The organism is Metapseudomonas resinovorans (genome assembly GCF_002003485.1).
Classification (GTDB): Bacteria; Pseudomonadota; Gammaproteobacteria; order Pseudomonadales; family Pseudomonadaceae; genus Metapseudomonas; species Metapseudomonas resinovorans_D.
Genome location: NZ_BDMA01000005.1, coordinates 1 through 21041, shown reverse-complemented (window position 1 = coordinate 21041; position 21041 = coordinate 1). Strand labels below are relative to the sequence as shown.

The window sequence follows — 21041 nt, the reverse complement described above, 5'->3', positions numbered from 1 at the left end:
CTTTGCCTTGCTTGGGGACGCACTCAATGGCCTCGGTGGAAAGGACAGCCTACCCTCCCTTACCCAGTCAGTTGTCAGCGAAGGAGCTTCATCGAAGCTACTCCCTGTCTGACTCCGAGATCGAATGGGTCGACAACACCGCTAAGAGTCCGGCGCTCTCAATTGCGCTGGCAATCCAGCTAAAGGTGTTTCAGCAGCTCCACTATTTCGTACCGCTCGAAGAGCTCCCCCAGGAACTCGTCAGCCATGTCCGACGTTGCCTGCGCTACGGAGCGCGTATAACTCCGCGCTACAGCAATCCCCGCACACTTTACCGGCATCAAGCTGCCGTCCGGCAGTACCTGCAGGTTACCCCGTTCTATAGCAGCGACGGGCTTGCAGTTACGGAGCAAATCGCACGTGACTGCGCTTCAGTACTAGAACAGCGAGCCGATCTTATTAATGCGATGCTCGATGAGCTGATTCAGCGCGGTTATGAGCTTCCGGCTTACTCAACGCTCAACGACATCGCGGAAACCGCGTTGGCGGGCGCGCAAGAGGCTATCTTCAACCGCGTGGTAGCTCGAACGCCAATAGATGTGGTCCACAAGCTGAAGGAGCTGCTCGACACGGAATTCGGCCGCCGGCAGAGCGATTTCAATACGCTCAAACAAGCACCCAAGAAACCGTCGCGCAAGCACCTGGAGGTGCTGATCGACCACCTTGCCTGGCTAGATGGCTTTGGCGATCTGGACACCATTTTCGAGGGAATCGTTGAGACCAAGATCCGGCATTTTTCTGCTCAGGCCGCCGCCGCGGACGTCGCAGAACTGAAGGATTGTTCGCCGCCGAAGCGCTACACCCTGATGCTGGCGCTGATCTATCGGATGCGGGTGCGAACTCGGGATCATCTGGCGGAAATGTTCATTCGGCGGATTTCGACCATTCACAAGCGCGCCAAGGAGCAGCTGGAGCAAATCCAGGCCCGGCAGCGCCAGAAGGTGGAACAACTGGTGGCCACCCTGGGTGGGGTGCTGCAGATTCTGGCCCAGGAACCAAACAACGAGGAGGCCGGCAGCCTAATTCGGGAGTACGTCTGCCCCGACGGCAATCTCGATCGGCTGCTGGAGTCCTGTGCCGAAGTACAGGCCACCGGGGGTACTAACTACTTACCCCTGATCTGGAAACACTTCAAATCTCATCGCTCGCTGCTGTTTCGCTTGAGTCATCTTCTGCAATTAGAACCAACCACCCAGGACCGTTCACTGACTCAGGCCCTTCAGCTCATCCAGGACAACGAGAATTTGCATCGGGAGTGGATCGATGAGCATGTCGATCTCTCGTTTGCCTCGGAACGTTGGGGCAAGGTCGTGCGCCGCCCCGCCAGCGAGGGTCCGCCGACGAGCCGCCGCTACTTGGAAGTCTGCGTGTTCTCCTACCTGGCCAGCGAATTGCGCTCGGGGGATCTTTGCGTTCTAGGGTCCGAGTCCTTCGACGATTACAGAAGGCAGTTGCTCCCCTGGGAGGAGTGCCAGGAGCGTCTGCCGGCCTACTGCGAGAAGGTCGGCCTGCCCAGCACGGCCAAGGGGCTTGTCGAATCCCTCAAGGCTCAGTTGGCGGAAACCGCGCAGCAGCTGGACGAAAAGTTCCCTTCCTGCCGCGGAGATGTCTCGATCAACGACGCCGGCGAACCCGTGCTGCGGCGGGTGATGGCGAGGGATATTCCGCCGTCTGCTATCTCATTACAAACGGCAATCGTCCAGCGCATGCCCGCCCGGCACGTGCTCGACATCATGGCCAACATCGAGCATTGGATTCAGTTCACCCGGCATTTCGGGCCGATGTCCGGCAACGAGCCAAAGCTCAAAGATCCTGCCGAACGCTACCTGATGACCATCTTCGCCATGGGCTGCAACTTGGGGCCCAACCAGGCGGCTCGGCATCTTGCCGGGAATGTCACGCCGCACATGCTCTCCTACACCAACCGGCGCCACCTCTCGTTGGAGAAATTGGACAAGGCCAACCGTGAGCTGGTGGAGCTCTACCTGCAACTCGATCTACCTAGGCTGTGGGGCGACGGCAAAGCGGTGGCGGCAGACGGCACCCAATTCGACTTCTACGACGACAACCTGCTCGCCGGCTACCACTTCCGCTATCGCAAGATGGGCGCCGTGGCCTATCGGCATGTCGCCAACAACTATATCGCAGTGTTCCAGCACTTCATCCCGCCGGGAATCTGGGAGGCGATCTATGTGATCGAGGGGTTGCTCAAAGCGGATCTCAGCGTCGAACCCGACACGGTGTACTCCGACACCCAGGGCCAGTCGGCCACGGTGTTCGCCTTCACCCACCTGCTGGGCATCAACCTGATGCCGCGCATTCGCAACTGGCGGGACCTGGTGATGTGCCGGCCGGATCGTGGGGTGTCCTATAAGCACATCAATCGCCTGTTCACCGATACGGCGGACTGGCAGCTGATCGAAACCCATTGGCAGGATCTGATGCAGGTGGCGCTGTCGATCCAGGCTGGCAAGATTTCCTCGCCGATGCTGCTGCGCAAGTTGGGTTCCTGCAGTCGGCGCAACAAGCTCTACCATGCGGCACAGGCACTGGGCAGCGTGGTCCGGACGATCTTCCTGCTCAACTGGATCGGCAGCCGTGAGCTGCGCCAGGAAGTTACCGCCAACACCAACAAGATCGAGTCCTACAACGGCTTCTCCAAGTGGCTGTCGTTCGGTGGCGACGTGATTGCCGAGAACGATCCCGACGAGCAACAGAAGCGCTTGCGCTACAACGACATGGTGGCCTCCTCGGTGATTCTGCAGAACACCGTGGACATGATGCGCATTCTACAGAAGCTGGCCCGGGATGGTTGGCAGTTCACCGATGAGGACGTGTCCTTCCTCAGCCCTTACTTAACTAGCAACGTTAAGCGCTTCGGTGAGTTCAACCTCAAGCTAAACCGCCCGCCGGAATCCTGGATCAAGGACTCGGTCTTCCAGCAGGCGGCGGGTTCGCTTCGAGCCGGTATGCCCAGTCAGGCTTCGGTGGAGGAAATCCAATGATCGACATTCCACCCGCGTCGTTTCGTGTCACGCCCTATGGTGAGGTGGATGCAACCACACTGGATCAGGTCCGGGACGGCTTCGACACGTCCCGGCTCCTGGGCCTGGTGGACGGTCTGGATGCCTGTCTTGCTGACATGGGCGGTGTCATCGCGCTGCGCGAAGAGCTACTGAGGCTCCACGCGATGGCGCTGACCCTCGTCGAGGGTGCCGCCCCGACAGTGCCTACCGAGGGCGCCTGCATCTGGGCTGAAGCGGAATCCGTGCAACTGGACCTTGAGACGTTGGCCGCATGGGTTCGCTCGGCGCAGGCCTGCCTTACCCCTTTGGTTAATCTTGTGCCCGACCACGAGCAGTAGCCCAGCTATGCCTTAGATTAAGCCGAGCCCCGAGCCGGGCCTGGCCTGTTCGTGGCAAGCTAGCCACCGAAGGCTTTCTTGCGTTGCGCAGTCCGTTCCCGGCGTTGGTTTTCCGTAGGCGGTTCGGCGCGTGGCAGCCAGTTGGCCTGCTGTTGATACTGGATGTTACGCACCACATGACCTTCTTCGAGGCGCTGCAGCGCTGGTTCATTATCGGCTTGAATCAGCGCGCTGGTCAGCGCCGGACTGGGTTGGGGCCGCTAGTCACTCAGATGGTCGCTCCGATGTCGGTCAGATCCCTCTAGGAACGTATTCCAATGGAGCCAGTGCCATTGTAACTGCGACAGTTGATGGCATCGTTCAACGCCATGTTGGTCCGGCTGGATGAGCCTGAGCAGTTGAGGTCCGCTTTTTTGCTTTAGCCCGCATCCACCTGGTGGCTCACAGTGAGAGTCACCGCATGGAGGACTTCACGATGGGCAATTACCTCAGGTTCATGATTCGCTGGTTCAGTTACCCGATCGTCTTTGGCGGCACTGCCGGCTGAATGATCTGGCCGCTCTACCAAGGCGTGCCTTACTGGCCTGCCACGCCCCTCATTGCCGCAGTGGGGATTGCTTCAGTGGCAATGCTGGAGCACCGGCAGTCGTTTCGAGAGGACTGGCTTGAGGATCATCATGATACCCGGACCAACCTCGTTCATATTATCGTGAACCTAAAGACTAGACGATCCCGACCTTGCTCCGAGCACAGACTATAGCCTGACGAATTGCACTGGGCGGCCGGCAGCAGACCCAGACTCTCGTAATAGCGGATGGTTACGGCCTTGGTATCCATTGCCTTGGCCAGTTGTCCCACCGTGAATTTCGACTCGCTCATTCGACTTGACCTTATAGTTGCTATAAGCGCCATTCTACGAACATCAGGTCGTGAATGAGGATCGGATCATGGACAGCTGCTGCGAAAACAAGGCCGGCGAATTGGCCCAGCTGCGTGCCCGGCAAAGCCGCGTGCTGTATATCGTCCTGGCCATCAATGCCCTGATGTTCCTGGTGGAGTTCAGCGCTGGCTGGATTGCCGGGTCAACCGCCCTACTCGGTGACTCGCTGGATATGTTCGGCGATGCCTCGGTGTACGCCCTGACCCTCTTCGTGCTGCACCGCAGCGTTCGCGCACGGGCAGGCGCAGCGCTGTTCAAAGGCGGCTTCATGTTGCTGTTCGGCCTGGTGGTGATCGCCGATGCCGTACGCAAGATGTTGCTGAACGAGGTGCCGGCCGCCGACTGGATGGGTGTCGTGGGCGTGATCGCGTTGCTGGCCAACGGCGTGTGCTTCGCCCTGCTCTATGCGCATCGCAGCGATGACCTGAACATGCGCTCCACTTGGCTCTGCTCACGCAACGATCTGCTGGCGAACAGCAGCGTGATTGTCGCGGCGGGCCTGGTTGCGCTCACCGGCAGTCTCTGGCCAGACGTGGCGGTCGGCTTGGCCATCGCCATGCTGTTCCTGCACTCGGCCGGGCAGGTCATCAGCGAAGCCTGGGGTGAATGGCGAACCGCTGCAGCCTCCCCGGTTGCCCAACCGATTGAAGCCACGGCCAACAATTGCGGCGGCAATACGCCGGTTCGGCAGGAGCCCTGCTGTGCCCCCAAGGCCACGGTGGTCGCGGTCGAGCCCGGCTGCTCCTCGAAAACATCTAACCCAGCCAAGGGTTGTTGCGGCCCGAAAGAGCCGCACTGAGCAACTCCATCACTCAAGGAGAAAGCTGATGCTGCGATTCCGATTCTTCTGCATGGCGCTACTACTCGCCACCTCGGCCGAGGCGCTGGCGGACCTGGAGGCCAAGGATGCCCGACTGCGCCTGCTGCCCGGCAACTTGCCAGCCGCCGGTTACTTCCGCCTGACCAACACCGGCACACAGCCCGTGGTGCTGACCGGCGCGCAGAGCCCCACTTACGCGGAGGTGATGATGCACCGCAGCGCGGTGGAGAACGGCACCGCCAGTATGCAGCACGTCGAGAAGGTGGAAGTGGCCCCTGGCGCCACAGTGAACTTCGCGTCAGGCGGCTATCACCTGATGCTGATGCAACGCCAGCGACCAGTTGCGCTGGGCGACAAGGTCGAAGTGACCCTGCAATTCGCCGACGGCCAGAGCCTGCCGGTCACGTTCACGGCGGTCTCGCCGGCCGCACAATGAAAATCGAGCCAAAGTATTCACGCAATCTCCTAGCCACTCCTTGGAGCCCCCCATGAGTCGACGTTTCGTCGTCCTCGAAATCGCCTTCTTCGCCTTAATAGCAATTGCGGCGGCGGTACTCTTTTTCGACCGCCAGATTTCGCAAGAAGAGCAGGCTTCTGCTACTTCCGCTGTGTCCTCCGAGCCCGCCACTGCAGACCCGGCCACGCTGGTGCGCTTCCATTCGCCGACCTTCGGACCATCCAACGCGTCCGTGACCATAGTCGAGTTCTTCGATCCCTCCTGCGAGTCCTGCCGGGCCTTCCATCCGTTCGTCAAACAGATACTCGCCGAGAACCCCAACGACGTCCGCCTGGTCATGCGCTACGTGTTGTTCCACAAGGGTTCCGAAGAAGTGGCGCGACTCCTGGAAACCTCGCGCAAGCAGAACCTGTTCCCGCAAGTGCTGGAGGCGGTGCTCGCCGCTCAGCCGGAATGGCATGACGACCCGCAAGTGCTGAAAGCCTGGGAAGCCGCCGCCAGCGCGGGGCTGGACGTGGAGAAGGCTCGCGCCGAGCTGGGTTCCCCTGCCATCGATGCGGTACTGAAGCGCGACATGGAAGATGCCAAGAAGATCGGGATTCGTGGCACTCCAACCTTCTACGTCAACGCCCAGCCGCTGGTTGAGTTCGGTCCAGAACCGCTGCGCAATCTGGTGCTGTCGGAAATCAAGCAAGCAAGGAACTGACACCATGAACTGGCTGGAGCACCGTGTACCGCCGCCCCTGGTCGCCATCCTGTTCGCGGGGCTGATGTGGTTGATTTCGCCCCAGGCTGCGACTGCCGGCTGGCACCTGGGCGCCGCGATTGCCGTGCTGCTGATGGGAGCGGCCGTGTGCCTGGCCGGCGTGCTGTCCTTCCGCCACGCCAGCACCACCGTCAACCCGCTGAGGCCGGAAACGGCCTCAGCGCTGGTCAGCTCCGGCATCTACCGCCATACGCGAAACCCCATGTATCTGGGGTTTGCCATCGCCTTGGTGGCCTGGGCGTTCTACCTCGCCTCACCCACTGCGCTGCTGGGCGTGGTCGGGTTCGTGCTCTACATGAATCGCTTTCAGATCGCTCCGGAAGAACGGGCGCTGGTGTCTTTGTTCAGGGGGGAGTTCTTGGTCTACAAGGCGCATGTGCGAAGGTGGCTCTAGCGCGGTAAAGTTCTCGACGCCGCGCGACATGACCGTCTTGGGCAAACCGAGATGAGCCCATCACACGTCACTTGCAAAGCGCCACCGGTCAGCAACGCATCGTAAGATCAGCGCCCCTCATCGGTTTTACATTACGCCATTCGAATCTCATCGGATTGGGAAGCTATGCTCAGCCTGTACCCTCAGTGGGCAAAGGCTGAATCTGGAGGTGGTGAATGTACAGGTGGCTATCTTGTGTGCTGGCATCTCTACTCATCACCGGTTGTGGAGAGCAGAGTTGGCAGACTCAGGACGTCACTGGAAAGATGCCAAGGCTTGAGTTCAACCTGACCGATGAGAATGGTCAGGCAGTAAGCGAAAAAGACTACCTTGGAAAGATCGTGCTGCTGTTCTTCGGCTTTACTAGGTGCCCTGACGTTTGCCCCACCACCTTGGCAAAGATATCAGCGGCCTCGAAAAAACTGGACGAGCAGACCCAGAGAGATCTGCAGGTTCTGTTCGTATCGGTAGACCCGTCTAGGGATAACCAACAGTTATTGCGTACCTATACAGATGCCTTCGGGCCGCAGTTCATAGGGCTTACGGGCGATAAATCATCGCTGGACAACCTGACTCGTCGCTACCACAGCATTTACGAGTACGGAGCGAAGGATCAATCCGGTAACTATGACGTTTCACATTCCATTGCTGTGTACGCTTTCAATCGAGATGGAGAGGTTAGAGTTCTGTTCCGTGACAGTGACCCGTTGGATGCAGTGGTGGCCGATTTACGGCAGCTCTCTGAGGGCAGCTAGCGCCAAATTCAGGCCCCGTTTAAGCGGGGGCTCAGGGCATTGCACCTGGCGACGAGTTTTTCGCATCCCAATTCGCCGGAAAAATTCCGCTCACGCACTCATAACGGTACCTAACCGATTCTTCCCAGTATCGGAAATGCCTCCAGCAACCACCAGGCGAAACGGGTCAGTTGGCCTGTCACCATGGCCAGGCCCATGAGGATGAGGATCACGCCCGCCCCGATGTGGATGGCACGACTCCAGCGACGAAAACGCCTCATGCCAGCCAGGAAATGATTGGTGAATAGCGCGGTCAGCAGGAATGGCATGCCCAAGCCAACTGAATAGATCGACAGAAGTGCGACGCCATTGGCTCCCGAGGCGCCAGTGGACGCGCTCAAGGTAAGGATGCTGCCAAGGATCGGGCCGATACAGGGAGTCCAGCCGAAGGCGAAGGCAATGCCCAGTAGGTAGGCGGTAATCGGCCCCCCAGACGTCTTTAACTGGTGGATGAAGCGAGTATCCATGTTTAGCCAGCGGGGGTTGATCAAACCAGTCATGAACAGCCCCAAGGCAATGACAATCAGCCCGCCGACCAGATTGGTTTCCTGCCGATAGGCGATCAGCAGGCGGCTGATCGCTGTCGCACTTGCGCCCAGGGCGATGAAGACAGTGGAAAAGCCCAGCACAAAACTCAGGCTCATGCCGATTATCGTAAACCGCTCCCGGCTCCCCTTCAGCTCTTGCAATTCGTCCACTGTGCGGCCGGCCATAAAGGACATATAGCCCGGCACCAGGGGCAACACACAAGGGGAAAGGAACGAGATCATCCCTGCGACCAATGCACTCAGAATGCTGATCTCGCCCAAGCTCATGGCTGCCTCTTAGTCGAGTTAATTACCTCTCGGAGGTACGCTTCAACCTCCGGGGCATCCCATTCCGCCGCCCCCAGTTTACGCCCGAGCTCCCTGCCTTCGCGGTCCAGCAAAAGTGTGGCCGGTAATCCGAAAGCACCGAGCACTTGGATAGCGTGCATTTTCTCGTCCACGAAGATTTCGAGCCGTTGAATACCTACTTCCCGATAGAAGTCTCGAACGACGGCTAGCCCGTCCTGATCGACGGAAAGTGCTACAACCTGGAAGTCCGCCCCTCCGAGTCGCTCCTGCAAACGGTCAAGCGTCGGCATTTCCTCACGGCACGGCACGCACCAGGTAGCCCAGACGTTCAGTAGAACCACCTTTCCGCGAAAGTTGGCAAGGTTGAGCGTTTGCCCCTCCGCATCGACGAACCGAAGCTCCGCCAAAGGTCTGGGTTCTGGCCACAGTGTTAGGCCGGCCCGTACGACATGCTCTGTCCCCCAGGTCAGTCCGGCCCCCACGGGGAGCGATAGCAGCAGCGATATCAACCAGATCGTCCAACGTCTTGAGGAATGCAAACGAAACCATTTGGATCTAATCGGGAAGCCGATGCTTTTGAGTTGCACGGTACACCTCAGGATCAAATCGCCTCTCTGAGGACTATAGCCATTGCGCGTCCAGTGTTGTGCGACCAACCTTTCCATTGCCGGGCTTCCGCTCGTCTTCTTCTGGAACCAGTCGGCAGCGCCTACCATCAACCGGGAACGCAGTTGCTATAAGAACGGAATGGTCAGGGGAGGATTCACGTGCACGCTGCATCTATTTGGGGTGTCTACGGGGAAAAGGCTGAAGCTGGGGAGATCGTGCCAACGCAGCCTTTAACCTGCCGCGTTGGTTATCGCTGTTCAGCCTGGTTAACCGGTCCAACTTAGCCGCTGGTGCGTTCGGTCGATTTGGCCTTGCCCTCGGCGACCGACGACTCCACCTTCTGCTGCTCCAGGCGATAGGCGTCCATCGAGACCTGGGCGGCCTTCTGCGCTCGGGCGAAGGTGCGATCGCCACCACCGGCGGCCATGGTCAAGGAGGAGGCGGTCAGGGCAGCGATGGCGATAAGGGCTTTCATGGATTTCATGTGAGTATCCTCAAATTTATAGTGGTTGGCCCGCCGATCCACGGGCTGAGCTTCAGACTCAAAGCCACCTTAACCAACCCGCCCTGACAACAACCTGAGCTGAACATTACATTTCTGTCAGGTTGCCATTTCCTTCTTGTGGAGCCTCCCGCTTGCTCATAGTGCCCGGGACGTGCCAGAGAGACGCGGTCTCGAGCCCCTCTCTGACTGACATACCGCGCCCGCGAGCCGAGTCTTCTGCCGTTAGCGACGAAGGCCCCGGCGTGACTCCGATCTACGCCAGCTCGCGCAACCAGAAATTCGACTCCTGGCAGTTCATCCAGGCGCTGCCGAAGGAGCGCATTCGCAAGATCCATCTGGCCGGTCACAGCGACTACGGGCACTACCTGATCGACACCCACGACCAACAGATCACCGGTCCGGTCTGGGACCTCTATGCGTGGGCAATCGAGCACCTGGGCCCCAGGGCCACCTTGATCAAGCGCGATGAGATCTTTCCCCCGCTGGACGAGTCGCTGTCCGAGTTGGGGAACGCCCGGACGGTCGCGGCCAAGACACCGGAGACTGCGGCATGCGTCTGATCACCTTGCAGCAGGCCTTCGAACGCTATCTGCTGTTCGGCGAAAGCACGGCGCCTGCCGAACTGCTGCAACAGCTGCGCGCAAGCGAGGCACTGTCGGCGGAAGACGGGCTGCGGGTCTATCACAATGCCTACCGCACCCGGCTGCTGTCCGTGTTACGCGAGGACTTTCCAGCCATTCTCCACTGGCTTGGAACCGAGGCCTTCGAGCAATTGGCGCAGGCCTATATCGAACCCTGGCTGCCACGGCATTTCAGCCTGCGCTGGCTGGGCGAGAAGCTTCCCGGGTTCATCGGCGATTACCTCAGCGAATCCCAGGCATCCCGGCTGCGGAGCTGTAGTGGGCCTTCACGCTGGCCTTAGATGCGGCGGACAAGCTCCCGCTAACACTGTCGGACATGGCCAGAACTGGGCCAGCCTGACAGTGCGGCCACGCTCCAGCGTGTGCTGGCTCACTTTGAACTCGAACGCGCTGGAGATCTGGAAGGCCACCAAGGCGGTCCCCGTTCCGGAAAGCCTGCCGCTCGCTCAACCGCTGAATTGCCTGGTCTGGCGACACGAACTAACCCGCCAGTACCGGAGCCTGGACCAGCCGGAATCGTCGGCGCTCCAGCTGATGGCACGTGATCGCCAGGCGTTTCCCGATCTCTGCGCCAAGCTGGTCGACGTGTCTGGAGAACAGGCTCCGCTGCAAGCCGCGACCTGGCTCAGGCAGTGGGCGAGCCAGGGGTTATTGCTGTGGCGCAGCTGAGACTAGACTCCTCGGCGGTCACGCTATCATGCTGTTCCAACGGTCCAAGCAATGTCCAGTCATGCTGCCGCAGATGAATAACGCCGGCGAGAATAATTGCCCATATTTGTTCCCACGTGACCACCGCGCAATCGCAAACGCGGTGCAAGTCAGCCCTCTTGAGCGCTTACTTTGGTGGCATAACCCTGCCCCTGGATCACTAAGCAGAGCTGTTCAGGGCTGTACGCGCTCTCTACCAGGACCTTGCCAACAGTTCGGTCTACTTCATCCTGGCCTCTCGCAGATGGTTGAAAATCTCATGCTTGCTCCTGCTTCTGTGGGGCGACTTACCCAAAAACTACAAATACGTCAGCTTAAAAAAGTACGGCGCCGTTCAGGCGCCGCTAGGCCAAAGGAGCAATTACGAAAGGCCTGGAAGATGGGGGAATTCTTTTTGGATAGCAGTTCTTTGTCGGCCACTACAACTTGTGCTCACGCATGTGATCATGCGTGCTAGCCGGGGCGAGCCTTTTCCGCCTGGATCAGCACGGCAGAGGACAACAGGAGCGAGGCAACCAGAAGTGGGGATTTCAGGGAGTTCATTGGGCAGTCTCCTCACAGAAAGCTGTGTGGCCGGCCGCTGTGTTGTCCTGCTCGAGAGCCGTGTGAGCGCGCATCCAATGCTCACGCTTGCACCATAGACAACGCTCCCTGACAGTGGCCTGATGCCAAAATTACATTTTTGTAAGCTTGTGGTTGGGACGACTGATTCGCGGCACACTCGGGCTGCTCGTGAATTGGAACCTGCCGCATGAAACTCTTGGTAGCTGAAGACGAAATTAAAACCGGTACTTACCTGCAACAGGGCCTCAGCGAGGCTGGATTCAATGTGGACCGGGTAATCACCGGCACCGATGCCCTCCAGCATGCCCTCAGTGAGTCCTATGACCTGTTGATCCTGGACGTAATGATGCCGGGTTTGGACGGCTGGGAAGTGCTACGGATGGTTCGCGCCGCCGGGAAAGACGTTCCCGTGCTGTTCCTGACCGCCCGTGACGGAGTCGAAGACCGCGTGAAGGGGCTTGAGCTGGGCGCGGACGACTACCTGGTCAAGCCCTTCGCGTTTTCGGAGCTGCTGGCACGGGTCAGGACGCTCCTCCGCCGTGGCAGCAGTGCTCCTACCCAGGCCATCGTGAGAATCGCTGACCTTGAGGTTGACCTGCTGAAGCGCAGAGCCATTCGGGGCGGAAAGCGCATAGAGTTGACCGCTAAGGAATTCTCCCTGCTCGAACTGCTGATGCGCCGGCGCGGCGAAGTATTGCCGAAGTCACTGATCGCTTCGCAGGTCTGGGACATGAACTTCGACAGCGATACCAATGTTATCGAGGTGGCCGTACGGCGCTTGCGGGCGAAAATCGACGACGGTTTCGCGGTGAAGCTCATCCATACCGCCCGCGGCATGGGTTATATGCTCGATGGGCCAGAGCCGGAATGAAGCATCTGTCCCTAACCACCCGCATGAGCCTGATGTTCATGCTCGCCGTCACCGCAGTTCTGACGGCTGCTGGGCTGAGCTTCAACCACCTGAGTCAGCGACACTTCAAGTTGCTCGATTACGAACGCCTTGTTGAAAAACTTGAGTCCACCCAAAACATTCTCCGGGAACTGTCTGATGTGACTAAATTCTCCGAGCTGAAACCCCAGCTCAGTGCACTGCTGGACGCACACCGCGACCTGTCAGCCATCATTCTGGCCAGTGACGGCCAAGTGCTGTTCGCTGAGCCGAGCATGGTGAACGTTCCCCAAGGGCTCCGCGTCAGATCGGTCCCGACCATGTGGGAATGGCAGGATCAAGAGTTCATGTACCGTGGCCTGACTGCCCAAATCAGCATTCCTGGCCTGTCATCCCCGTTGACCCTGTTGTTGGTACTGGATGTTACCCACCACATGGCCTTTTTCGAGGCCCTGCAGCGCTGGTTCACCATAGGGCTGATCATCAGTGCGCTTCTCAGCGCGGGACTAGGTTGGGTCGTCGCACGCAGTGGTCTGCGTCCTTTGCGGCAAGTCACCCAAATGGCTGCTTCGATGTCGGCCAAATCCCTCAAGGAGCGCATTCCGATGGAGCCCGTTCCGTTGGAGCTGCAGCAGTTGATGGCATCATTCAACGCCATGTTGGCGCGACTGGATGAGGCTTTCGTGCGACTCTCCAACTTTTCCGCCGACATTGCTCATGAGTTGCGAACGCCAGTCAGTAACCTGATGACCCAGACCGAGGTTGTCCTCTCCAAGAAGCGCGATAACGAGGCGTATGAAGAGACCCTGTACTCGAACCTCGACGACCTGAATCGCATGGCGCGGATGATTGACGGCATGTTGTTCCTGGCCAAGGCAGACAATGGCCTAATCGTCCCTAAGCGCGAACGAGTCGAGCTCGAGGAAATTGTTGGCAAGCTCTTCGATTACTACCAGCTATTGGCGGAGGACCATGGGATCTCGCTCGACGTGTCAGGTTCTGGCAGCGTCCGCGGTGATGAGCTGATGTTGGATCGCGCCATTTCGAACCTGCTCACCAACGCTCTGCGCTATACGCCTCAAGGTAAAACCGTCGCCGTGAGGGTCTCCCAGACCAGCGCGTCGACCATGCTGACCGTGGAAAACCCGGGTGAGTCCATACCAGCAGAACACCTCGAGCGGTTGTTCGATCGGTTCTACCGCGCCGACCCTGCGCGCCGGGAAGGCAGTCCCAGAAATGTCGGCTTGGGACTGGCGATTACCCGCACCATTGTCGAGGCGCATCGGGGCCGGATCTGGTGTACCTCGGCCAATGGCCGTACCGCCTTCCACATGGAGTTTCCTCGGTCAGATGAGGCAAAGGAGTCAGAATGACCAAAGTGCAACTGAGAGCGGAGCTAGAGCAGCAGGCTCGAAGCTTCGTGGAGCGGGACGGTGGTGAAGTGGTGCTGTATGCCGCCCAGCGTAAGCCTGATCGGCAACCCTGGCGAAAGAAGCCCAGCCTGCTCGATGAAGCGTTCCGAGCGGAAGTGCAGAAGATTGCCAGCCAACGTGATGTGGAAACCTAAGGCGCCTCTGAATGAACACAGCGCAAGGTATCGGCTGGCGTGGCAAAGCCTGGATTTCACCCGGGCTTGGAGTCTTTCTGGGGCAGGCGGGTAGCCACGATTGGCATTGCCACTTGGCCCATCAGATCACCATTGGCTTAAGCACCCATCTGACCGTTAGCACCCCGAACGCGAGCGTCACAGCACGCGCCATTTGCATCCGAGCAGGGGTAACGCATCGGATTGAGGCAGTGGAGGTCATGTCGATCTACCTCGATGCGTTGTCCGCGGAGGCGCATGCCCTTCACGCCGGAGCAGACATCTTGCCGATCGAGGTGCAAGACGTCGCCGCCCTACGGGCGTTGCTGGAAACACCGAACCTCATTGCCCAGGACGTGCAGCAGATGGTTCGCCAAGTCCTTAACCTGACCGTCACACTGGCCATCGATCCGCGGTTGCAGACCGTCCTCGTGGCCTTGCGCGCATCGATGCATGGCCGACAGTACCTGGCCAGGCTGGTCCAACTTTCGCCGACCCGGTTTTCTCATTGGTTCGTTGAGCAGACCGGTTTGCCGCTGCGCAGTTACCGGAAGTGGAGTCGTCTGGTCGCTGCTCTTCAAGACATTGCCGCAGGGCACAGCCTGACCGAGGCCGCCCATGCCGCTGGCTTTGCTGACGCCGCGCACTTTTCACGGACCTTCCGCAATCTGTTTGGACTCGATCCGTCCTCGGCGCTGGGCCAGGTGAGCCTGAGCAGCTGAAGCCAGCTTTTTTGTTCAAGCCCGCATCCACCTGGTAGCTCACAGTGAGAGTCACGGGGCGATGCCGAGATAAAGGAAAATTAGGACATGTTGGTCATAAGCTATTGATATAAATAAGGTTAATTAAAATAAAAGATCGCTTCGATGCTCTTTCACCAGGCGTCGCTGCCTGCAACTTCGCATGATTTATAGGCATCAGGCCGCGATTCGAGAGTTTCTCCAGGTCAAGGCCTTCTATGGGAGTGAGGCGCCAGGCATCGCTCTCCGAGTCGCACAGGACGCTGCCGAGATCTTTGATCAACTCGAAACGCTGTTTGCCCTGTCGAACTTGTGGATGGCGCGCCGACAGTTGCTGGCCACCCCAGGAGAGGTGCGCCTGTAATGTGGGCAATGGCCGCCGCGAGGAGCTCGCTGCGGCTAAAAACACAGAAATGAGCGGGTGGTCGGATCTTTTTTGATCGAACCTCTTCTTACAAAATCGGCGAGGGCTGAAGCCAACCAGATATACATGGCTACGTCACACCATCCCTAAAGCTCACGTCCTTGGCGAGCGTAGCGATTCGGCGCCATCCTTTCTTCGACGGCATTGACCCTTCTGGTACTGCCGACCCTCTAGAAAGGGTGCACCACGAGAAAGAGGTTGAAGTGGCCAGGCATCGTGTGGATTTCATTTCTAGCGATCAGCCAGGCTTGCAATCAGAGAACTGGGGAGAGAGCCATGAGGTATCCAGAAAGCGACGACCACAACCATCATGATCACGAAGAACACGATCATAGCCATGAGGGGCATGACCACACCCCTACCGTGAACGAAGGGAATGTCCGACGTATTCGCTTTGTGTTTGTTTTAACTGCTGGCTATGCCCTGATACAAGCAATCGGCGGGTGGTTATCTGGCTCTCTCGCGCTGATCGCCGACTCTGGACATATGGTATCGGACGCAGCAGCGTTGCTGTTGGCTTTGATCGCATACCGAGTGGCGGCGCGTACAGCAGATTCGACGCGCACCTATGGCTTTCATCGAGTGCGTGTTCTCGCGGCACTCGCCAATGGTGCCGCCCTTCTGATCCTGGTTTCCTGGATCGTTTGGGAGGCGATAGAACGCTTCCGTGAGCCGACCGACGTGCTTGCCGGCCCTATGCTGGCAGTGGCTGTGATTGGTCTGGTGGTAAACATCGTTGGATTCTTGGTCCTGCGCATGGGAAGCCAGAACGACAGTAACCTGCGGGGAGCTTTTCTCCATGTGATTGGGGACCTGTTGGGGTCAGCGGGGGCTATCGCCGCAGCAATTGGCATTTTGCTTACAGGCTGGACCGTTCTCGACCCAATTCTCTCCGTCCTGGTGGCGTTGCTGGTGGTGCGTTCAGCCTGGGGCCTAGTCAACGAATCCATTCAAGTGCTCCTGCAAGCTACTCCTCGCGGTCTCGATGCTACGGCGGTAGTAGAAGATCTTCGGCGCTTGCCTGGGGTAGCAGAGGTCGGCCATTTCCACGCCTGGACACTCACGGACGAAACTCGTATAGCCACCGTTCATGTAGTCCCCATGCCGGGTACGGATCCCTTGTCCCTGCCGCCCCTGATCGCGGAGCGGCTGAAGGAGAGCCATTCAATTGAGCATGCCACGGTACAGGTGGATGCACCGGGGAACCTCAATCGATGCACCTGAACGCCGGCGGGTATGAACATCGCGACGTCCATGCCCACGGTGCCTTGGTGCTTGATCAGGGGCGCCGTCCAGACTGATGCACTTGCCGGGACGTGCCCGGACCCGAGAGAGGCTCAATGCCGTGCTGAAGCACGCGTTTGGCTCGCGCGTCGCGATGCGCACCAAAGCTAATAGACGCCACCGAAGCACTCATGGCCTGGCTCAAAAAAGCGAGCCCGCGCGTGTCTGCGCGTTCTTTCACGACCCGCGCGTTTAATAAACGGCCTAATCGATAATTTATGCCGGTTCGCTAAGCCGTAAACACGACGGCTCTGTCCACATGATTGATAGTGGCGAGGATCTGCTCCGGCTCAGCCAGCGGCGAGTTGACCAGATAGCCGGCTAACGCCCTTAGCGCCATGCCGATCAAGATCCATTCGGCAGTCGGAAGAGTTCAAGAATGCGGTTACGCCCCTGTTCCGCCAGCAAATAGCGCCCGCTGCCGAGGGGGACGATGGTTTGCGCCGCACGCAGGTGCTGGAGAATCACCTGAAGGTGGCCACTGGGGTCCAATAACAGCAGGCGGGCCCCGTGGGTGGCGTCCTCGGTGATCCATAGCCCATCCCCCGTGCACTGCACGAATCCAGGTGCGTTCAAGCCTTCGACGACGATCTGGTCCTGTCTTGCGGGCTGCCACTGTTTGACCCAGCCCTTGGGTTTCTCCGTGTAGAACAGCCGCCCATCCGGGCAGACACTGACGCCTTCGCCCTCGTCCAGGCCCTCACGCAGGACACTGAGCTGCCGGGTGCCTGGGTCGTAACGCAGCAACCGCCCTTGCGGCCGGTCTTCGATCGCATAGAGGAAATGGCCGTCGGTGGCGACGCCCTCAACGCTGTCAGCCTCGAACAAGGTCTCACTGCGGCCGTCGTGCAACCACAACACGGGCAGTGCCCCGCCTTCCTGCCCCGTGACCAGACCTCCTCGGAACATCACCAGACCGTCCGGCTTGGACAAGCCCGTCAGCACTTCGGTACCGCGGCCGTCGACCTCCAGGCGCAGAATCTTGCCCATGCGATCGGGCAGCTCTTGGCTGACGAACAGCGTGCCCTGGCTGTCCAGCGCCAGGGCGCTGATCATCGGAATACCCCGCGAGAACACCTGGTACTCCCAGCCCTCTGCCGCCGCAACTGGATACAGATGGCGCCACGCTGGGTACGCAGCGGCCGTTGTCAGCACCGCAGCGGCCATGATCATCGGTCCGCGCCAGCGCTGCCTGGGGAACAAGGACATTTGGCGACCTCTCAGTCGTAGCGCGGCAGAAACTGCTGCAACATTGCCGGAGAGGCCGTGAAGAAAGCGTTGTCGAATGGTCAGTCACGACGAGCGAAATGCAGCTCGCCGGCGAGCGGCTTGGGCACCGCGTTAACGAGTTCTTGACGGCTCCCGGTGCAGAGTGCTGCCCATGCATCCTGGAGGAATCCCCTATGGCACGTTCGAATTTCAATGGATCGCAGTGGCTGTTCTCGCCTTTCTGATGAGCCCTCACGCCAGTTCTGCGACCAACAGCACACCCAAGCTGTTTGGTTGGGTCGAGGAAGGATTGCTGCTCTCTGAAAAAGTCTCGGTGAAGATCAAACTGGATACCGGGGCACTGACGTCATCCATAGACGCCAAGGATCTCGAACGCTTCGGGAAGAACGGGGTAAAGTGGGTGCGCTTCAACGTCGAAGTGAAAGACAGCGACACGGGCAAGCTCGTCAGCGTGCCGTTCGAGCGGCGGATTGAGCCCAAAGAGGAGGTCCGTGGCGCTGGCGGCGCCGAACGTCGGCCCGTGATGATGAAAATGTGTATTGGCAACCAAGTCCATAACGAGCAGTTCTCCCTGAAGAACCGCGGAAAAATGCTCTACCCGGTACTCATCGGCCGACGTACGCTGGAGAACCTGGGCGCGGTGGATGTTTCCCCCACCTTGACCATGGAGCCCAACTGCAGCAAGAGTGACGCGGCTCAGTAATGCGTGACGGCCGCTACCCGTGGCTCATGCGCCCAGACGCGCAATCGACATTCAGGCAGCAAAAGTGAACCAGGCCTTGCGAATTCTGATCATCGAAGACAACCCGGATATTGTCGCCAACCTGTATGAGTACTTTGAGCCGCTCGGACATCAGCTCGACAATGCACGAACGGGCTATGCCGGGCTGATCCGAGCCGCTGAGCAGCGTTTCGACGTGATCGTGCTCGATGGCATGCTGCCCGGCCTCGATGGTCTGGAGGTGTGCCGCCGATTACGTGAAGAGCAGCAGTGCAATGCCCCAGTACTCATGCTCACCGCCCGCGATACGGTTCACGACAAGGTCGCCGGCTTGCGTGCAGGCGCCGATGACTACTTGGTGAAACCGTACTCCCTGATTGAATTGGAGGCGCGCCTTGATGCGCTGGTAAGGCGGGTCCGCGTGTCCGGCCCTGACCCGGTGTTGCGCTTCGGCGAGCTGCAATTGGACACCGGGACCTTCGAGGCGCGGCGCGCGGGGCAACGGCTCGAACTCGCGCGATTCGGCTACAAACTGCTTGCCGCGCTGTTGCGCGCGGCACCACGTCTGGTGACCCGCGAAGAACTGGAGCAGGAACTCTGGAAGGACGAGCCTCCGCTCAGCGATGCCTTGCGCAGCCATATTTACGCGCTCCGGCAGGCCGTTGATAAGCCCTTCCCAAGTTCCCGGCCAATGGTGGTCACGGTAGCGGGCATTGGTTACCGGCTGGTCGACGACGATGCATCCGAGTGACTCGTTGCGCGGCCGAATGGTCGCTGCCTACGTGTTGTTGGCGGTGATCATTGTCGGTTTTTTTGCCGGCTCGGCATCCTTCGTTGTCTGGGAGATTGAAAATGAGCTCATCGACAAGCGCCTGAGTCACGCGGCGGAACACTGGGCAGCCGACTCGTACAACCCTGTGCTGATGCAGACCATTGATCTCAGCTTTCTCCGGGGCACGCAGATTCCCCAGCCACTGCAACACCTCGCGCCGGGTACGCACGAGCTTCGCCTGAACGGCCGGGGACTGCACGTACTGATTGGCGAGGTCAAAGGTGAGCGTTATGCGGTGGTAGATGACCAGAGTGACTTCGAGTCCATTGAGTCCTCGTCCTACATCGCCCTGGGCATCGCGTTTCTGGGTGGCATTGCCTTGGCCATCCTGATCGGCCGGGCCAGTGCCAACCGGGTCATCTTGCCATTGACCAAGCTGGCCAGCGCTGTGCAGGACGGGCAGCAGGCAGGTGACCTGCCGGGACTCGATGCCACCGACGAAATTGGTGTGCTGGCTCGCGCAATTGAGGACCGCACCAACCAGTTAAGTCTGGCGTTACAGCGCGAACGCTGGTTCACCGCGGATGTCAGCCATGAGCTGCGCACGCCGCTGACCATCATGCTTGGCGCGGCCGAGGTATTGACCAGCCGCTTGCGCGATCGCCCCGATCTGCTGGTGATGACCGAACGCATCCGGCGCAACGCCTCGGATACCGCGCAACAGGTCGGCGCCTTATTGCAATTGGCACGCGCACCCGAAAGCACGGACCTCTGCCTAGTTGCCTTGCGCCCCTTGGTTGAGCGTGAGCTGGAACGCTGCCAGCCGTTGCTGCGAGGCAAACCGCTGACGCTCCAGTTCGAGGCGCCCGATGAGGTGTTAGTGCAGGCCATTCCGGAGCTGGTCACCATTATGGTGAGCAATCTGATTCGCAACGCCTGCCAACACACCGAGCAGGGCACCATCAGGGTTCGCTTGACCGCCTGCCAGATCGTGGTGGAGGACAGTGGTACCGGTTTGCCGGAGGCCGTGCGGGCCAGGCTGTTTGATCGTTTCGTTCGAGGCAGTGAGAATTTCACGGACGGTTCTGGGCTCGGGCTGTCCATCGTCAAGCGCGTGGCCGAACACCTGGGCTGGACGGTACGGCACGACCCCGCAGCGACCGGCGGTAGCCGCTTTACCCTGAAGTTCGCCGCAACCTGATACCCAGCAACCGTTGATCCTGCCTGGGTAGCTCTGCATCGCGTGGGCATGCTCATCTCACAGCGCTCCTGCCGCCCCAGCCTAAACTGTGTAACACACCCAGAACGGGCTGTTGCATGGTGGCTGCCGATGAAGAACCGTCATTCGATACGCGGCCGAATGGTCGCTGCCTTTGTGCTGTTAGCGGCGATCATCGGTGGAGTGTTCGCCGGCTCAGCGTTCTTCGTGATGGCGGAGATCGAAAACCAGCTAATCGATAAGCGCCTCGCTCGCGTCGCTGAATCGTGGACTTCAGGCTCCAACAGTGCAGTACAACTGCAGGTAAGCGACCTCAGTTTCTTCGTCGGCCAACAGATACCACAGCCCTTGCAGCGCTTGAGCCCAGGGACCCACGAATTACGCCTGAACGGTCGGACTCTGCGCGTGTTGATTCGTGAGGCGGACGGCCAGCGCTATGCCGTAGTGGATGACGAAAGCGACTTCGAGGCAATAGAAGACCGTACCTATGTTGCCTTGAGCCTGGCGTTTCTGGGCGGCCTCGCCTTGGCTTTACTGATTGGGCGGGCCAGCGCAAGCCGGGTCATTCGGCCCCTGACCGAACTGGCTTCTGCAGTACAGGCCGAGCAGCGAGAGGAAACGCTTCCTGGCCTTGATGCAGCCGATGAAATCGGCGTATTGGCCCGGGCGATCGAGGATCGCACCAACCAGCTTAGCCATGC

General features: G+C 59.4%; 23 protein-coding genes and 1 pseudogene. 19 read left to right on the top strand and 5 right to left on the bottom strand.

The features are described from left to right. Positions 1 to 26 precede the first annotated feature (26 nt). Both MnOB_RS01295 and tnpC read left to right on the top strand, forming a co-directional pair. A complete protein-coding gene (locus MnOB_RS01295) occupies positions 27 to 3044 on the top strand; it encodes a Tn3 family transposase (RefSeq protein ID WP_077521109.1) in 3018 nt (1005 codons plus the stop codon). Beyond that, the gene (gene tnpC / locus MnOB_RS01290) at positions 3041 to 3403 is read left to right on the top strand and encodes a Tn3 family transposase post-transcriptional regulator TnpC (protein WP_077521106.1); all 363 of its coding nucleotides are present in this window, start codon (positions 3041 to 3043) and stop codon (positions 3401 to 3403) included. The genes MnOB_RS01295 and tnpC overlap by 4 nt, the downstream gene beginning before the upstream one ends. A 699-nt stretch (positions 3404 to 4102) precedes the next feature. On the opposite strand, the gene MnOB_RS01285 is transcribed toward tnpC, so the two are convergent. Next, positions 4103 to 4282: a MerR family DNA-binding transcriptional regulator gene (locus MnOB_RS01285; RefSeq protein WP_077521102.1), complete on the bottom strand. Its 180-nt coding sequence runs from the start codon at positions 4280 to 4282 to the stop codon at positions 4103 to 4105. A 68-nt stretch (positions 4283 to 4350) separates the two neighbouring features. Between MnOB_RS01285 and MnOB_RS01280 the strand changes: the two genes are divergently transcribed. The 5 genes from MnOB_RS01280 (at position 4351) to MnOB_RS01260 (ending at position 7574) form a co-directional block, all read left to right on the top strand. Next, complete coding sequence (locus MnOB_RS01280; RefSeq protein ID WP_077521099.1) at positions 4351 to 5142, top strand: cation efflux transmembrane domain-containing protein; 792 nt, start codon at positions 4351 to 4353, stop codon at positions 5140 to 5142. 28 nt (positions 5143 to 5170) lie between these two features. Beyond that, complete coding sequence (locus tag MnOB_RS01275) at positions 5171 to 5599, top strand: copper chaperone PCu(A)C (RefSeq protein ID WP_077521095.1); 429 nt, start codon at positions 5171 to 5173, stop codon at positions 5597 to 5599. 52 nt (positions 5600 to 5651) lie between these two features. Beyond that, on the top strand, positions 5652 to 6326 hold the full coding sequence (locus tag MnOB_RS01270) for a DsbA family protein (RefSeq protein WP_077521092.1): 675 nt from the start codon (positions 5652 to 5654) through the stop codon (positions 6324 to 6326). 4 nt (positions 6327 to 6330) lie between these two features. Next, the gene (locus tag MnOB_RS01265) at positions 6331 to 6780 is read left to right on the top strand and encodes a methyltransferase family protein (protein ID WP_077521089.1); all 450 of its coding nucleotides are present in this window, start codon (positions 6331 to 6333) and stop codon (positions 6778 to 6780) included. A 215-nt stretch (positions 6781 to 6995) separates the two neighbouring features. Continuing rightward, positions 6996 to 7574 (top strand): SCO family protein, encoded by a 579-nt coding sequence (locus MnOB_RS01260; RefSeq protein ID WP_077521086.1) that lies wholly within the window; start codon positions 6996 to 6998, stop codon positions 7572 to 7574. Positions 7575 to 7684: 110 nt separating this feature from the next. Here the strand turns inward: MnOB_RS01260 and MnOB_RS01255 are convergent, their stop codons facing one another. The 3 genes from MnOB_RS01255 to MnOB_RS01245 form a co-directional block, all read right to left on the bottom strand. Then, a complete protein-coding gene (locus tag MnOB_RS01255; protein WP_077521083.1) occupies positions 7685 to 8428 on the bottom strand; it encodes a cytochrome c biogenesis CcdA family protein in 744 nt (247 codons plus the stop codon). Beyond that, positions 8425 to 9036, bottom strand: coding sequence for a TlpA family protein disulfide reductase (locus MnOB_RS28970; RefSeq protein WP_234358184.1), 612 nt, complete (start codon positions 9034 to 9036; stop codon positions 8425 to 8427). The genes MnOB_RS01255 and MnOB_RS28970 overlap by 4 nt, the downstream gene beginning before the upstream one ends. Before the next feature lie 302 nt (positions 9037 to 9338). Further along, positions 9339 to 9542, bottom strand: a complete 204-nt coding sequence (locus tag MnOB_RS01245) for a co-regulatory protein PtrA N-terminal domain-containing protein (protein WP_077521077.1) — start codon at positions 9540 to 9542, stop codon at positions 9339 to 9341. Positions 9543 to 9805: 263 nt separating this feature from the next. Here MnOB_RS01245 and MnOB_RS01240 point away from each other — a divergent pair, with 263 nt between their 5' ends. The 8 genes from MnOB_RS01240 (at position 9806) to MnOB_RS01205 (ending at position 16338) form a co-directional block, all read left to right on the top strand. After that, positions 9806 to 10123 carry a multinuclear nonheme iron-dependent oxidase gene (locus tag MnOB_RS01240; RefSeq protein WP_371578718.1) on the top strand — a complete coding sequence of 106 codons (318 nt, stop codon included), beginning with the start codon at positions 9806 to 9808 and terminating at the stop codon, positions 10121 to 10123. Beyond that, positions 10114 to 10485 (top strand): HvfC/BufC N-terminal domain-containing protein, encoded by a 372-nt coding sequence (locus MnOB_RS29115; protein WP_234358183.1) that lies wholly within the window; start codon positions 10114 to 10116, stop codon positions 10483 to 10485. Before MnOB_RS01240 ends, MnOB_RS29115 begins: the two co-directional genes overlap by 10 nt. 94 nt (positions 10486 to 10579) lie before the next feature. Then, the gene (locus MnOB_RS29110) at positions 10580 to 10873 is read left to right on the top strand and encodes a hypothetical protein (RefSeq protein WP_234358182.1); all 294 of its coding nucleotides are present in this window, start codon (positions 10580 to 10582) and stop codon (positions 10871 to 10873) included. Positions 10874 to 11663: 790 nt separating this feature from the next. Next, the gene (locus MnOB_RS01230; protein WP_077521071.1) at positions 11664 to 12347 is read left to right on the top strand and encodes a heavy metal response regulator transcription factor; all 684 of its coding nucleotides are present in this window, start codon (positions 11664 to 11666) and stop codon (positions 12345 to 12347) included. Beyond that, positions 12344 to 13738, top strand: coding sequence for a heavy metal sensor histidine kinase (locus MnOB_RS01225; RefSeq protein ID WP_077521069.1), 1395 nt, complete (start codon positions 12344 to 12346; stop codon positions 13736 to 13738). Before MnOB_RS01230 ends, MnOB_RS01225 begins: the two co-directional genes overlap by 4 nt. Beyond that, positions 13735 to 13932, top strand: a complete 198-nt coding sequence (locus MnOB_RS01220) for a hypothetical protein (RefSeq protein WP_077521066.1) — start codon at positions 13735 to 13737, stop codon at positions 13930 to 13932. The genes MnOB_RS01225 and MnOB_RS01220 overlap by 4 nt, the downstream gene beginning before the upstream one ends. A gap of 11 nt (positions 13933 to 13943) precedes the next feature. Further along, positions 13944 to 14672 (top strand): helix-turn-helix domain-containing protein, encoded by a 729-nt coding sequence (locus tag MnOB_RS01215; protein WP_077521063.1) that lies wholly within the window; start codon positions 13944 to 13946, stop codon positions 14670 to 14672. 718 nt (positions 14673 to 15390) lie between these two features. Continuing rightward, positions 15391 to 16338, top strand: a complete 948-nt coding sequence (locus MnOB_RS01205) for a cation diffusion facilitator family transporter (protein ID WP_077521057.1) — start codon at positions 15391 to 15393, stop codon at positions 16336 to 16338. A gap of 405 nt (positions 16339 to 16743) precedes the next feature. Here the strand turns inward: MnOB_RS01205 and MnOB_RS01200 are convergent, their stop codons facing one another. Continuing rightward, positions 16744 to 17607 carry an SMP-30/gluconolactonase/LRE family protein gene (locus tag MnOB_RS01200; protein ID WP_077521054.1) on the bottom strand — a complete coding sequence of 288 codons (864 nt, stop codon included), beginning with the start codon at positions 17605 to 17607 and terminating at the stop codon, positions 16744 to 16746. A gap of 172 nt (positions 17608 to 17779) precedes the next feature. On the opposite strand from MnOB_RS01200, the gene rloA3 reads away from it, so the two are divergent. The 4 genes and pseudogenes from rloA3 to MnOB_RS01180 form a co-directional block, all read left to right on the top strand. Beyond that, positions 17780 to 18331 carry a retropepsin-like aspartic peptidase RloA3 gene (rloA3, locus tag MnOB_RS01195; RefSeq protein ID WP_107504017.1) on the top strand — a complete coding sequence of 184 codons (552 nt, stop codon included), beginning with the start codon at positions 17780 to 17782 and terminating at the stop codon, positions 18329 to 18331. Between the two features lie 76 nt (positions 18332 to 18407). Next, entirely contained in the window at positions 18408 to 19100 is a 693-nt protein-coding gene (locus tag MnOB_RS01190; RefSeq protein WP_077521277.1) for a response regulator transcription factor, read from the top strand. A gap of 16 nt (positions 19101 to 19116) precedes the next feature. Then, positions 19117 to 20322 carry a sensor histidine kinase gene (locus MnOB_RS01185; RefSeq protein WP_158713752.1) on the top strand — a complete coding sequence of 402 codons (1206 nt, stop codon included), beginning with the start codon at positions 19117 to 19119 and terminating at the stop codon, positions 20320 to 20322. 129 nt (positions 20323 to 20451) lie between these two features. Further along, positions 20452 to 21041, top strand: a pseudogene (locus MnOB_RS01180) (hypothetical protein); the annotation flags it as partial.

Coding starts and splice junctions, on each gene's coding strand:
- rloA3 (WP_107504017.1), top strand. CDS start 17,780: ATGCATCCTGGAGGAATCCCCTATGGCACGTTCGAATTTCAATGGATC.
- MnOB_RS01260 (WP_077521086.1), top strand. CDS start 6,996: ATGTACAGGTGGCTATCTTGTGTGCTGGCATCTCTACTCATCACCGGT.
- MnOB_RS01205 (WP_077521057.1), top strand. CDS start 15,391: ATGAGGTATCCAGAAAGCGACGACCACAACCATCATGATCACGAAGAA.
- MnOB_RS01230 (WP_077521071.1), top strand. CDS start 11,664: ATGAAACTCTTGGTAGCTGAAGACGAAATTAAAACCGGTACTTACCTG.
- MnOB_RS01280 (WP_077521099.1), top strand. CDS start 4,351: ATGGACAGCTGCTGCGAAAACAAGGCCGGCGAATTGGCCCAGCTGCGT.
- MnOB_RS01270 (WP_077521092.1), top strand. CDS start 5,652: ATGAGTCGACGTTTCGTCGTCCTCGAAATCGCCTTCTTCGCCTTAATA.
- MnOB_RS01220 (WP_077521066.1), top strand. CDS start 13,735: ATGACCAAAGTGCAACTGAGAGCGGAGCTAGAGCAGCAGGCTCGAAGC.
- MnOB_RS01245 (WP_077521077.1), bottom strand. CDS start 9,542: ATGAAATCCATGAAAGCCCTTATCGCCATCGCTGCCCTGACCGCCTCC.
- MnOB_RS01225 (WP_077521069.1), top strand. CDS start 12,344: ATGAAGCATCTGTCCCTAACCACCCGCATGAGCCTGATGTTCATGCTC.
- tnpC (WP_077521106.1), top strand. CDS start 3,041: ATGATCGACATTCCACCCGCGTCGTTTCGTGTCACGCCCTATGGTGAG.
- MnOB_RS29115 (WP_234358183.1), top strand. CDS start 10,114: ATGCGTCTGATCACCTTGCAGCAGGCCTTCGAACGCTATCTGCTGTTC.
- MnOB_RS01295 (WP_077521109.1), top strand. CDS start 27: ATGGCCTCGGTGGAAAGGACAGCCTACCCTCCCTTACCCAGTCAGTTG.
- MnOB_RS01265 (WP_077521089.1), top strand. CDS start 6,331: ATGAACTGGCTGGAGCACCGTGTACCGCCGCCCCTGGTCGCCATCCTG.
- MnOB_RS01185 (WP_158713752.1), top strand. CDS start 19,117: ATGGTCGCTGCCTACGTGTTGTTGGCGGTGATCATTGTCGGTTTTTTT.
- MnOB_RS01275 (WP_077521095.1), top strand. CDS start 5,171: ATGCTGCGATTCCGATTCTTCTGCATGGCGCTACTACTCGCCACCTCG.
- MnOB_RS01285 (WP_077521102.1), bottom strand. CDS start 4,282: ATGAGCGAGTCGAAATTCACGGTGGGACAACTGGCCAAGGCAATGGAT.
- MnOB_RS01200 (WP_077521054.1), bottom strand. CDS start 17,607: ATGTCCTTGTTCCCCAGGCAGCGCTGGCGCGGACCGATGATCATGGCC.
- MnOB_RS01255 (WP_077521083.1), bottom strand. CDS start 8,428: ATGAGCTTGGGCGAGATCAGCATTCTGAGTGCATTGGTCGCAGGGATG.
- MnOB_RS01215 (WP_077521063.1), top strand. CDS start 13,944: ATGAACACAGCGCAAGGTATCGGCTGGCGTGGCAAAGCCTGGATTTCA.